Raw genomic sequence first — 12248 nt, forward strand, 5'->3', positions numbered from 1 at the left:
AAGATTGTGATTGAACTTATCAGTCCCAGGGGTGCTGTTGAGTAGATCTACTCAGGTTCCTTGGCCTGCCAATGGCTTCCCGTGGTCTGGAGGCTCAGGAGCGGGGCACGGCTGGCCACCCCCTCCGCTTCCCACGCCTTCACCATGGCCTGGCTGACCGCAGGGCCCACCTCTTCCGAACAGAGGGCCAGAATGCTGGGGCCGGCTCCGCTGATGGCACAGCCCCAGGCTCCGGCCTTGAGGGCCGCTTGTCGCACCTCTTGGCCTCCTTTGATCAGCCGCCAGCGGTAGGGCTCGTGCAGCCGGTCGTGCATGCCATCGGAAATCAGATCGCCGTTGCCCGTGCGTAAACCCTGCAGCAGCAGCGTTAGGGCTCCCAGATTCACCACGGCATCGCCAACGGGAATCGTCTTGGGCATCGCCCGTCGTGCCTCGCTGGTGCTCAGCCGAATCGCCGGAATGGCCACTACGGCCTTCACCGACGCAAGCCACTCGCAGCGCACGACACGCCAGCGTTGGGAGGCAGCCTTCGCGGTCATGCAGAGGCCCCCCAACAGGGAAGGAACCACATTGTCGGGATGGCCTTCAATGTCGATGGCCAGCTCCAGAAGTTTTTCCCGGCTCAGGGGTTCTCCCACCAGGGCATTGGCGCCCACCAGTCCCGCAACAATGGCCGTGGCGCTGCTTCCGAGGCCTCGCGCCGGTGGTACAGCAAGTCTGACCCGTGCCTCCAAGGCGACCGGATCCTCCCCTGCGGCCTTCCAGACCCGCTGGGCGGCGCGATACACGAGGTTCTCGGGCCCACCGCGAAGGTGACTGCCCTCCTGGCCTTCGATGATCAGTTCAAACCGCTCCCCGTCGCCTTCGATTCGGCGCATGGTGAAGCGGTTGTTCAGGTCAAGGGCGGCCCCCAGGCAGTCGAACCCAGGTCCGATGTTGGCTGTGGTGGCCGGTACGTCCACCACCACCGTTTGGCCGATGCGCGGCTGCACCATCCCTACTGTCCTGTTGAAGCCAGTGTCTCACTTAGGCGTCCAGGGCCCGCGCTCGGCAGGCGGCGCTAAACAGTCCTGCATTCGGGTCGATGACGGCCCGAATGGTCAGGCTCTCCAGGAACGGCTGAAACCGTCCTTTGCGACGAAGGGGGGCCAGGAAGTGCTGAGACCGGAGGCCAGCGAGGTTTTTTCCCGCGGTGCCACCGCCGACCCAAAGCCCGCCGCTGCACAGTTCCTGCAGGGCTAGATCTCCCGCAGCGGACCCATAGGCCCCGAGCCAGAGCTCCAGGGCGGCCTGGGCAAGCGGGTCGCCAGTTGCTGCAGCCTTGCCGGTGTGGGCAGGCAGATCCTGATGTCCGGGCTGTTCGGCAGGAATTGTGCGCCAGGCTCTGGCGATCCTGTGAAGGGGATGCTCGCGTTGCTCTTGTTGCAGAAGCCAGTGCATGACATGCCCCAGACCTGTGCCACTCACGATGCGTTCGATCGAAAGACGATCAATGCCGAGGTCCGCCATGAGCCAGCGGCTGAGGGCCCATTCCTGCTCCGTGCGTGGAGCAAATTCCCGATGTCCTCCCTCGCTGGCCAGGGCAATCCAGCCCTGGGGGCCGGGGATGCCCCTGGCCATGCCAAGGCCTGTGCCTGCCCCAAGGATGGCCACGCTGTCGCCATGGGCCCCTGGCTCCTTCAACCTGTCTTGTCCGGGTTGCAGCACCACCTGCTGACTGTCGCTGAAGTGGGGGAGGCCATGGATCAGCACGGCGAAATCATTCACCAGCTCCAGCCGCTCCAGCCCTGTGGCGGCACAGAGCGAGGCTTCGCTCATCTCCCAGGGAAGGTTGGTCAGCTTGGCCTGACCGTTCTGTACGGGACCGGCCACGGCCATACAGCTGGTCGCAGGCCGTTCCAGCTCTGACGGCAGCCCCTCAAGAAAGTGAGTGAGCATGGCCTCAAGGGAGGTCCACTCTGCCGATGCGTAGCGCTGCCCTTCCAGGGCCTGTAGCTGACCATCAACGCTGGTGAACAGCGAGAGCAGGGTCTTGGTGCCTCCGAGATCACCGGCCAGATAGGTTCTCTGCGCCATTGCTCCGGATGGCTCTCTTTGTCCTAAGGCTGATCAGCTTGGTGGCAATCGGCAAGTCTCGGCGCTGAATCAGGTGGTGAACAGATCAAGGGGGAAGGGGCCCCAGGTGGGGCCTGCCGCGCCCTGCTCCTGCTGATGACCGCTGATCAAGATCCCCTCTCCAAGCCCCTGTTCAGCTCGGATTCGGACCATGCCGCTGGACTGATTGGCCTTAAGAAAGACGCCGTCCTCGGCCTTGCATTCGCCTTCAACACGCATCGGTTCCCAGCCGCAGGCTGTTTCAAGCTGGCGCAGGCTGCGGAGAGCCTCGGCGGCGCTGGCCGCCATCACGCCCACGGTGAACCAGGAGTAGGCGCCCATCTCCCGGGCTAGTTCTGCTCGCAGAACGCTGGTTTGTTCAGCACTGAGGCTGGGCGCACTGCGCAGCGGGGTCAGATCACTGATGCGTTGGATGTGGGACTCGTTCATGAGCGAGGCAGCGTCAGGGAGGTGTGACGGTTTTGATTGGCCTGCCTTGCTGCCGCAATCAGCGCGTCGCGATCCACGACGCCAAGGTCACCATCCCGTCGACTGCGCAGACTCACGGCTCCCTGCTCGGCCTCCTTGGCCCCAATCACCGCGAGAAGGGGGATCTTCATTTGTTCACCACTGCGGATCAACTTGCCGAGTCGATCACCACTGCGGTCAACCGTGGCCCGAATTCCTGCGGCTGTGAGCTGCTCCAGCATCTGTTCGGCGGAGGGCTGCACCTCATCGGTGACAGGCAGCAGGCGCACCTGCTCAGGAGCTAGCCAGAAGGGGTAATCACCGGCGTAGTTCTCGGTCATGATCCCGAAGAACCGTTCCAACGAACCAAAGATCGCCCGGTGAATCATGATCGGGCGCTGCTTGCTGCCATCGGCGGCGATGTAGTCGAGCTTGAAGCGTTCCGGCAGGTTGAAATCAAGCTGGATCGTCGAGCATTGCCACATCCGGCCGATCGCATCCTCGATCTTCAGATCGATCTTGGGGCCGTAAAACGCGCCACCGCCTTCATCGATCTTGTAATCCCATCCCTTGCGCTCCAGGGCCTCCACCAGTCCTTTGGTGGCCAGCTCCCAGACGGCATCATCACCGATCGATTTCTCTGGGCGTGTGGAGAGGTTGATCTCGTAGTGACGGAAATCAAACGTGGAGAGGATCCGCTCGGTGAGATCCAGGATGCGCAGGATTTCATCGCTGATCTGATCGGGCAGGCAGAACACGTGGGCATCGTCCTGGGTGAAGCCACGCACGCGCATCAGGCCATGCATCACCCCGGGACGCTCGTAGCGATACACCGTGCCCAATTCAGCCCAGCGGATTGGTAGTTCGCGATAGCTGCGCAGCTTGCTGGCATAGGTGAGCACATGGAACGGGCAGTTCATTGGTTTGAGCTGGTATTCCCGTTCATCCACCTCCATGGGGCCGAACATGCTCTCGCTGTAGAAGTCGAGATGGCCTGAGGTCTTCCAGAGACTGATGTCGGCGACATGGGGGGTGTAGAGGAGCTCGTAGCCGCCTTCAAAATGGGCCTGACGCCAGAAGTCTTCGATCAGCAGGCGCATGCGGGCACCACGCGGATGCCAGAAGACAAGGCCAGCACCTGCTTCATCTTCAATCGAAAAAAGATCGAGATCCTTGCCAAGGCGGCGGTGATCCCGGCGCAGGGCTTCTTCCTTGCGGCGCTGGTGTTCAGCCAGTTGCTCCGGAGTCTCCCAGGCGGTGCCGTAGATCCTTTGGAGTTGGGCCTTCTTCTCGTCACCCCGCCAATAGGCACCGGCAACGCTCTCTAGGGCAAAGGCCTTGGGGTTGAGTTCACTGGTGTTGGCGACATGGGGACCGGCGCAGAGGTCCCACCATTGATCTCCGAGGGTGTAGAGGGTGATCGGTTCCTGCAGGCCCGCGAGGATCTCGAGTTTGTAAGGCTCGTTTTGAGCCTTGATTTTCGTTTCGGCCTCCTGGCGACTCACCTCGATCCGCTCGAGGGGAAGCTTCCGATTGACGATTTTGATCATCTCCTTTCGGATCGCCTTGAGATCAGCCTCGGTGAAGGGATCGGGGCTGTCGAAGTCGTAATAGAAGCCACTTTCCGTCCAGGGCCCGATCGTCACCTGTGTTTTGGGGAAGAGGCTCTGCACCGCCATCGCCATGACATGGCTCATGGAGTGGCGGATCTTGAGCAGCTGCTCGCTTTCACTGGTTTTGGGAAGCACCACCATCTCTTTATTGGGGTGCTCTGCCTGGGCAGGAGCGGTTACTGCAGCGCTGCTCACCAGTTCATGCACAACAGACGCCATCCTATGGGCGTGTGATTCAGCGCCATGGACCCGGAAGCCGACGCCCTGCTGGAGAGCCTCCTCGACTCTTTGCTCAAGGATTTCAGCCACTGGTTTCAGCGGGGTGAGGAGCTGCTGGCGGTATGCCCCGATCTCGTCATGGCGCCGGAGGAGCGGGCTGTGATGGCAGCCCGGATCGAGGAGGGGCGCAAGGCGATTGCTGCAACCCGGGCCCTGGTGGATGCCTCACCAACGGCCATGGCTGTCTCGATGGAGGCCATGGCTCCCTGGCATCAGCTGGTGATGGATGTTTGGGCCCTGGCGGCGCGCATTTCCCAGGCGGCACGATGACCCTGCCCCGACGCCCCAAGGCTGGTCTGGCGGCGATCGCTCTGCTGATTTTGCTGAGCCTGCGCGCTCAAGGGCTGCCTCTGCTCTTGCCCGGTTGCCCCTGGCGCGCCCTGACCGGTGTTCCCTGTCCTACATGCTTTTTGACCCGATCAGCCCTGGCCACGCTCCAGGGCGATCTGGGAGAGGCCCTGGAGTTGCATCTCTTTGGCCCTCCCTTGGTATTGAGCCTGGGCTGGCTTGGCTGGAGGCAGGGGCTGCTGGGTCGGCCCCTGCGCTTCGGGCGGCGGCGCTGGCAGGCAGCGGCTGCCGTGGCGGCGGCGCTGTTGATCTACTGGCTGATGCGGCTGTTCCGCTGGAGGCTGGCCGGAGTGCCCTTGCCGGGCTGAGCAGGCCTCAGGCCCCTTGGCGGATCTCCCGGAGATTGTTCGAGTAGAAGCGGGCCAGTTCCGCCTGACTCTTCACCGGCTGGCCATAGGCGCTGGTGCCGGCATGGGTGGGGAAGGAGGCCCATTCGGGGGCCAGGCGATGCATGGCGCTTGGGGTCAGGCCGCGGCGATCCACCTCCTCCAGAGCACCACGACGCTCCACGAGGCGCAGGGCTGCCTGGTCCTGATGTTGGGGTTCGAAGCTTGGCAGCCTCAACTCACGGGCGACCTGGCGCCAGGTCGCGGGTAAAAACTGATAGGCGCCTGCTGCTGCACTGGCGTAACGCTTCACCACCAGCCGCTCCGGGTGACGGGAGAGATCGCGGAAGAGGCTGCCGCCATAGAGCACGCGATAACCCAGATCACGACCGTCCTTCCAAGTGCCTTCCGCATAGCGGATCGTGTTGAGCAGGGCCCTGCGCTCGGGGGTGATCCGGTAGGGGCGGGCTGCCAGCAAGTCCTGAACCTGTTCTGTCTTGGTCAGGCCCGTCTGGATCGCATCGTCTTGCTGGAGGCGCTCGTTGGATCGCTCAGCGTGCAGCCCTTGGCCGAAGGGCAGAAGCAGAACGCTGACGGCTCCAATGGCAACAAGGGTTTTGCGATTGAAAGCGGGAACTGAAGGCAAACCGGCGGTTCAAGGGCCCATCACCTTGCAGCGGAGTGAGGGGCCGTGGCGAGAGAGCGACGACCGCCCTTGACGAGAGGCTCGTGATGTGCCTAGCAAAACACTCAAAGACGCGTCCGCGAATGAGACGCGTGAGACGCGAGTGGGGAGGGCGGTCTTTTCCTTGGGCAGTGGTTTTGGTTCGCCCGCGTTCTCAGGAAGGCTTAAGGATTAGGAAAACTTTTTTAATCTCAATTGATTGATCAGCTTGGCTTGGTGCCTTGGGCGTTCAGCGTTTTGCCAGGAAGCCAAGTCCCTGGCGCACCCGCTCAACCGTGGCTTGTGCCACTGCTTCCGCCTGTTGTTGTCCTTGGTTGAGGACCCGTTCGAGCTCGCTCCGCTCATTCATGAGCTCCCTGTAGCGGGCCTGGATCGGTTCAAGGGCGGCCACGGTGGCGTCAGCCAGTAATGGCTTGAACTGGCCCCAACCCATCGAGGCACATTCGCTGGCAACCGCATCTCGGCCCTTACCGCTGAGGATGGCGTAGAGCCCGAGAAGATTGTCGGTCTCCGGTCGATCCGGATGGTCGAACTCCAGACCCATCTGGGGATCAGTTTTGGCGCGCTTGATCTTCTTCGTGATGAGATCAGGAGGGTCGAGAAGCGTGATGCGGCTGCCTTCATTGGGGTCGCTTTTGCTCATCTTGCTGCGCCCATCGGTGAGGCTCATCACGCGGGCCCCCTCTTTGAGGATCAAAGGCTTGGGCACCTTGAGCAGTGGTGCATCCTCGGAGCCAAAGCGGGCATTGATGCGTTGCTGGGCGATATCGCGAGCCAATTCCAGGTGTTGTTTCTGGTCTTCGCCCACTGGCACCAGATCTGCGTCATAGAGAAGGATGTCGGCGGCCATGAGCACCGGATAGTCGAGGAGTCCGACCGACACGTTGTCTCCCTGCTTGAGAGCTTTCTCCTTGAACTGGATCATTCGCTCCAGCCAGTTGAGCGGTGTGACGCAGTTCAGCAGCCAGCAAAGCTCTGAATGGGCGGCCACGTGGCTCTGCACAAACACCGTGCTGCGCGCTGGATCAATCCCGCAGGCCAGATAAAGGGCCGCTGTTGTCAGGGTGTCATCGGCAAGACGGGCCGGGTCATGCGGCACGGTGATCGCATGCAAATCGACCACGCACACGAAGGTGTCGTGGTCGTTCTGCAGATCAACCCAGTTGCGGATGGCACCGAGCCAGTTGCCCAGATGAAGGGCTCCGGTGGGCTGGACCCCGGAGAGAACCCGCGACCGGACCATGAATCAGGCCTCTTCTGTCTTGGCGGCCAGATCGGTGTCAACCTCTGGCTGGCTTGCTGGCTCCTGGACCTGGCTTTCAATAGCGTCCACTGCCTGCTCAGGCTCGCTCTGGGCTTCGGGCTCCGGTGTGGGCTCCGGTGCGGACGGCTGGGGCTTGGCTGGGCGGGCAAAAGGGTCGGGCCGTGAACCACGACCGCCCTCATTGCGACCCTCACCTCGCCGGCCATCTCCGCGACCACCTTCACGGCGACCACCCTCGCCACGCCCACCTTCACCACGCCCACCTTCACCACGGAATCCGCCCCGCGGTGCCTGGGAGCGCTGTTGCTGCACGAGGGCATCCAACTCACCATCCTCCAGCATCTGGCCAAGGGTGCGCACCGCAAAACCGAGAACGGCCACGGTGGAGCGGAGGTTGAAGGCCTCCTGAAGAGCACGGGTGGCGCGCATTTCGTTGTCGCTCAAGCGGATGCGGAATCCGCCACCTTCACGTCCGCCGCCCTGGGGACGGCCTGCGCCTCTGCGGAAGCCTCCACGCGCGCCTCCGTCTTGGCCAGGACCCCCATGACCGCCGGACTCATGTCCAGCAGCTTCATGCCCAGCAGTTTCATGTCCAGCAGCCGTGCCGCCGGCTTCACCCGCTCCCCCGAAGGCCTGGGGATCACCGTAGGAATCAGTCATGGCCCATGGCCTTGCAATCAGGCGCAAGTGTGACGCATGACAGGGGGCTTGTCGGTGTTCGGGCGCGCCGCCCTGACGACCGGCCACTTCAACCGTGGGTCCCGCGGAAGGTGATGGTCTGTTCGGCGTAATCCCTCGGCTCTAGATGAATCGTGCAACGCACAGGCCCGAAGCGGGTCTCGAGTCGTTCCTCCACCAGTTCGGTGATGCGGTGGGCGGTGGGCAGATCATCAGCATCCACAACCATGTGCATGTCAATAAAGACGCGTTGGCCGAGAACACCTCTGCTGGCGATGTCATGGCAGTTGAGCACCCCTGGCACGGCCATCGCCTGTTCATGAATCGCCTCCGGTGCGATGGCGATGTGATCGACCAGCCAGGGCAGGTTGGCGCGCAGCACCTGCCAGCAGACCCTGAGCAACAGGAGCACAAGAGGCACGGCGAGAGCCACGTCCAGCCAGCTGATTCCCAGCAACCAGGCTCCACTGAGGCCCACCAGCACGATCACCGTCGTCCAGATATCGCTCATGGTGTGACGGGCATCTGCGAGCAGGAGCTGGCTCTGGAGTCGACGCCCCTGACGGCGCTCGTAGATGGCCAGTCCCACATTGCAGAGGAGGACCACGAGCAGCAGCAGCAGTTCCGGGCCGTTGATTCGCAACGGGGTCAGACCCTGCAGCAGTCGTTCCCCTGCGGTGATGAGGATCTCTAGGGCCGTGAACAAAATGAACCCAGCGATCGCCAGCGCTCCGACTGCTTCATATTTCTCGTGGCCGTAGGGATGGTCGCGATCCGGGTGGGGATCCGAAAGCCCGTTGGTTAGCAACCCCATGAGGCTGGAGAGTGCATCGGTGGCGCTGTGCATGGCATCGGCTACCACCGCCAGGGAGCCGCTGACGAGTCCCAGAACCAGTTTCAGGCCGGTCATGCTGAGGTTGATGACCAGGGCCACCATCAGCACCCTTTTCACCTCATTGCGACGATCCGTGACCATCTCTAGGGGTTGCCTTTTGTCCCAAGGTATGGATCCCTTCCGGCTCCGTCTTTGGGTTGGGGTCGGATTCCGCGCTGCCCGTTGTGGCGCTGCGCTGGTGCCCTGCTATGGAGTGAGCTAGGAAGGCCGGGACGTCTGGGCACTCCCGCATGCTTCCGGTGCCGTTCCTCGGTTCTTTGAGTCCGTCGCCGGCCCTGACAGGCCGGCTGCTGATGGCCGGTGGCACGTTGCTGCTGGGGCAATGGGTGTGTGCCGATGTTCTTCATCTTCCGGGAGGCGGCCTCGGTTTGCTGGCGGCCGGCGCTGGTGTTTGGTGGTTGAGTCGCCCTGCGGCTCAAGCGAGTTTCAAGGCTCCGACGACGCTGCCCGCTTGGGTGAGTCAATGCCGTCAAGTGCTTGACCAGTTCGATCAGCTCGAGACTCAGCTCGGTGTCGAAGCATTGCGTGCGCCGCGGGAGCAGCAGCTGGAGGCCGTTCTGAACCACTCAGGACCATTGGCCCTTGCAGTCGTGGCTTCGGAGGGGGTCGAGCTGCCTCCCTCCGCCTGGTTCGAGACGGCGTTGACGGGTGCCAGCAGTCTGAGTCTCTCGATGGCCAAGCCGCTGTCCACGGCAGCGGAATCCTGGGGGCTGCCAGAGGTGCTGAAGCAACAGGACGCGTTGCTTTTTCTGCTGCCTCTGCCCCTGAGGGCATCGGATTTCTTACGCCTCGACGACATTCCTGTCGATCAGCCGGCCTGGTTGCTGGTCCAGGGGGGCATCCTGGACCAGCAACCAGGCGATGGTGTTGATGTGGGTCGCCGTGCCCTCATGGCCCAGTTGCCCGAGCGCTGGCACGATCGCCTCCTCCTTTGGGATGGTTCCAGTCAGGGGCTGAGACCGCTTCTGCAACCGATTCATCGCTTGCTTCGTCAGCCCCAGCGATCCCTCGACAACACCCGTCAACGGCTGCTGGCGTCCTTGCATCGCAGCTGGCAAGGCGAGTTGGAGCAACTACGGCGGGAGCGCTTCCGAGCTTTGTTGCATCGCAGTCAGTGGCTGGTGGCCGGTGCGGTGGTTGCCTCCCCGCTACCGAGCACGGACCTCGTGGTCGTTGCTGTTGGCAATGGGCTGATGCTGCGCGAGATGGCTCAAATCTGGAACTGCCCATGGCGAGCGGAGGTGCTGCAGGTGGCGGCTCGACATCTCGGCGGGGCTGCTCTTGCCCAGGGCGTCGTCGAGTGGAGTGGTCAAGCCCTGCTGGGGCTGGCGAAATTGGATGGCGGCAGCTGGTTGGCGGCTGGTGCTCTCCAGGCTCTCAGTGCCGCTTATCTCACCCGAGTGGTCGGCGCATCAATGGCCGATTGGATGGCGATGAATGCAGGCGTTGCAGAGCCAGATCTTGAGCGCCTCAAGCAGCAGGCACCGCTGCTTGTGGCCAAGGCGGCGGAACGGGAACGTCTCGATTGGAGTGGTTTTCTGCAGCAGGCACGGGACTGGGCCCAGAGCGGCCCGTCCCTGCGCCCGGGTTAATCCCGACCAGCACACGACCCCCTTGCTCAAAACTTCATGAAGCGTTCATGAAGTGGTTCATGAAGTTGCTTGTCTGAGTGACTCGAGGTGTTTGGTTTTCGGGAAAAACGGTGACCTTTCCATACTCTTAAGTCCTGCCCTATGTCTCTGCTGCCGCGTTTTTGCTGCTGGAGTGGCACGGGCTGACCCGTTCTCATCTTTTGTCCCATGGCTACTGCAATTCGCAGCGGTCGTCTCAGCAACTGGGAAAACTTCTGTCAGTGGGTCACCGACACCAACAACCGCATTTATGTGGGTTGGTTCGGTGTGCTGATGATTCCTTGCCTGCTGTCGGCAACCATCTGCTTCATCATCGCCTTCATCGCCGCTCCTGCGGTCGATATTGATGGCATCCGTGAGCCCGTCGCCGGCTCCCTGATCTACGGCAACAACATCATCTCGGGTGCTGTTGTTCCTTCTTCGAACGCCATCGGTCTGCACTTCTATCCCATCTGGGAAGCGGCCTCCCTCGATGAGTGGCTCTACAACGGCGGTCCTTACCAGCTGGTGGTCTTCCACTTCCTGATCGGTATCTCTGCCTATATGGGGCGTCAGTGGGAGCTTTCCTACCGCCTCGGCATGCGCCCTTGGATTTGTGTGGCCTACAGCGCTCCACTCTCGGCCGCCTTCGCCGTGTTCCTGATCTACCCCTTCGGTCAGGGTTCCTTCTCTGACGGCATGCCCCTCGGCATCTCCGGCACCTTCAACTTCATGCTGGTGTTCCAGGCTGAGCACAACATCCTGATGCACCCCTTCCACATGCTGGGTGTGGCTGGTGTGTTCGGTGGCTCCCTGTTCTCCGCCATGCACGGCTCCCTGGTGACCTCCTCCCTGGTCCGCGAGACCACTGAGAGCGAGTCCCAGAACTACGGCTACAAGTTCGGCCAAGAGGAAGAGACCTACAACATCGTGGCTGCCCACGGTTACTTCGGTCGCCTGATCTTCCAATACGCCTCCTTCAACAACAGCCGCAGCCTTCACTTCTTCCTGGCTGCCTGGCCTGTGGTCGGCATCTGGTTCACCGCCCTGGGCGTCAGCACCATGGCCTTCAACCTGAACGGTTTCAACTTCAACCAGTCCATCCTTGATGGTCAGGGCCGCGTCCTGAACACCTGGGCTGATGTGCTGAACCGTGCCAACCTCGGCATGGAAGTGATGCACGAGCGCAACGCTCACAACTTCCCCCTCGACCTGGCTGCTGCTGAGTCCACCCCCGTGGCTCTGCAAGCTCCCGCCATCGGTTGATCTGGAATCAACAACAGGTTCAGATCAACTGAACCGGAAAGCCCCCTCCTCGGAGGGGGCTTTGTTGTGGTGACAAATAGTGTCTGCCCTGAGTCTGTGAATTCAAATCTGACATTGTGGATTTTGGTCAATCAAGTTCGGTCATGCCTGTGCTGTTTGCATCCCAAACCGCCCCTGGTGGCCCCGCCGTCATTCTTCCCGCGCTGCTGATTGCAGGCATTCTTGTGGCTGCATCCAAGCTGTTTGTGCCGAAGGGCAATTGAGCTGCGGAATTTGTTCCTTGCATGGCGATCCAGCACGTCTGGACCCTGTCGAGATCTGGCGAAGTGATCGGTGGTTACTCCGTCACCATCCACTCCCGGCCCCCATGGTCGGTTGGTGCTTCCTCGATGCTCGCCGTCACTTGGGCGGGCCCGTGGATTTCGATCCTGAAGAGGCCCGCGAGTGGGGAAGCGTGGTTCAGCGAGCATCACGCTTGGTGCGCGAGCTGAGCGGTTGCGATCGCGTCTATGCGATTGCCTTCGGAGAGGGGGCTCGCCATCTGCATTTGCATTTGATCCCTCGTCATGGCGAGGATCCGAAGACCACCGCCTGGGCGGTTGCCGACCTTTATCGAGCCGTGGAGGCTGGGCACAGCCCCCAGGCGGATCGCGAAATGGTGCATGACTGGATCGGCCGCGCCCGCTCCCGTGCTGCTGCCCTGTTCAGTGATTGTTGAACCG

The 12248-nt window shown here is 62.1% G+C and carries 13 protein-coding genes; 5 read left to right on the forward strand and 8 right to left on the reverse strand.

What is annotated here, in order from left to right; all coding sequences use genetic code 11:
- Window positions 1-47: 47 nt before the first annotated feature.
- From thrB to thrS, 4 genes are all read right to left on the reverse strand, one after another.
- Entirely contained in the window at window positions 48-995 is a 948-nt protein-coding gene (gene thrB, locus CWE16_RS03885; RefSeq protein WP_131593178.1) for a homoserine kinase, read from the reverse strand.
- A 31-nt stretch (window positions 996-1026) separates the two neighbouring features.
- A complete protein-coding gene (locus tag CWE16_RS03890) occupies window positions 1027-2076 on the reverse strand; it encodes a glucokinase (RefSeq protein WP_131593180.1) in 1050 nt (349 codons plus the stop codon).
- A 69-nt stretch (window positions 2077-2145) separates the two neighbouring features.
- Window positions 2146-2544: a DUF1824 family protein gene (locus tag CWE16_RS03895; RefSeq protein WP_131593181.1), complete on the reverse strand. Its 399-nt coding sequence runs from the start codon at window positions 2542-2544 to the stop codon at window positions 2146-2148.
- On the reverse strand, window positions 2541-4394 hold the full coding sequence (gene thrS / locus CWE16_RS03900) for a threonine--tRNA ligase (protein ID WP_131593183.1): 1854 nt from the start codon (window positions 4392-4394) through the stop codon (window positions 2541-2543). The genes CWE16_RS03895 and thrS overlap by 4 nt, the downstream gene beginning before the upstream one ends.
- 24 nt (window positions 4395-4418) lie before the next feature.
- Here thrS and CWE16_RS03905 point away from each other — a divergent pair, with 24 nt between their 5' ends.
- Together CWE16_RS03905 and CWE16_RS03910 are read left to right on the forward strand one after the other, a co-directional pair.
- Complete coding sequence (locus CWE16_RS03905) at window positions 4419-4724, forward strand: DUF2605 family protein (protein ID WP_131456491.1); 306 nt, start codon at window positions 4419-4421, stop codon at window positions 4722-4724.
- Window positions 4721-5110 (forward strand): DUF2752 domain-containing protein, encoded by a 390-nt coding sequence (locus CWE16_RS03910; protein WP_131593185.1) that lies wholly within the window; start codon window positions 4721-4723, stop codon window positions 5108-5110. Before CWE16_RS03905 ends, CWE16_RS03910 begins: the two co-directional genes overlap by 4 nt.
- A 7-nt stretch (window positions 5111-5117) precedes the next feature.
- On the opposite strand, the gene CWE16_RS03915 is transcribed toward CWE16_RS03910, so the two are convergent.
- The 4 genes from CWE16_RS03915 to CWE16_RS03930 all read right to left on the reverse strand — a co-directional run bounded on the left by CWE16_RS03915 (window position 5118) and on the right by CWE16_RS03930 (window position 8731).
- The gene (locus CWE16_RS03915; protein ID WP_236629561.1) at window positions 5118-5774 is read right to left on the reverse strand and encodes a glycoside hydrolase family 24 protein; all 657 of its coding nucleotides are present in this window, start codon (window positions 5772-5774) and stop codon (window positions 5118-5120) included.
- Window positions 5775-6042: 268 nt separating this feature from the next.
- Window positions 6043-7056, reverse strand: coding sequence for a tryptophan--tRNA ligase (gene trpS, locus CWE16_RS03920; protein WP_131593187.1), 1014 nt, complete (start codon window positions 7054-7056; stop codon window positions 6043-6045).
- Between the two features lie 3 nt (window positions 7057-7059).
- Window positions 7060-7737: a hypothetical protein gene (locus CWE16_RS03925; RefSeq protein WP_236629562.1), complete on the reverse strand. Its 678-nt coding sequence runs from the start codon at window positions 7735-7737 to the stop codon at window positions 7060-7062.
- Between the two features lie 88 nt (window positions 7738-7825).
- On the reverse strand, window positions 7826-8731 hold the full coding sequence (locus tag CWE16_RS03930) for a cation diffusion facilitator family transporter (protein WP_131456499.1): 906 nt from the start codon (window positions 8729-8731) through the stop codon (window positions 7826-7828).
- A gap of 149 nt (window positions 8732-8880) precedes the next feature.
- Here CWE16_RS03930 and CWE16_RS03935 point away from each other — a divergent pair, with 149 nt between their 5' ends.
- The 3 genes from CWE16_RS03935 (at window position 8881) to CWE16_RS03945 (ending at window position 12244) form a co-directional block, all read left to right on the forward strand.
- On the forward strand, window positions 8881-10242 hold the full coding sequence (locus CWE16_RS03935; protein ID WP_131593189.1) for a YcjF family protein: 1362 nt from the start codon (window positions 8881-8883) through the stop codon (window positions 10240-10242).
- A gap of 207 nt (window positions 10243-10449) precedes the next feature.
- Window positions 10450-11526, forward strand: coding sequence for a photosystem II q(b) protein (gene psbA, locus CWE16_RS03940; RefSeq protein WP_131593191.1), 1077 nt, complete (start codon window positions 10450-10452; stop codon window positions 11524-11526).
- Between the two features lie 415 nt (window positions 11527-11941).
- Window positions 11942-12244 carry an HIT family protein gene (locus tag CWE16_RS03945; protein ID WP_330848523.1) on the forward strand — a complete coding sequence of 101 codons (303 nt, stop codon included), beginning with the start codon at window positions 11942-11944 and terminating at the stop codon, window positions 12242-12244.
- The last annotated feature ends 4 nt before the right edge of the window (window positions 12245-12248 follow it).

Source organism: Synechococcus sp. BS55D, assembly GCF_004332415.1.
GTDB lineage: Bacteria > Cyanobacteriota > Cyanobacteriia > PCC-6307 > Cyanobiaceae > Synechococcus_C.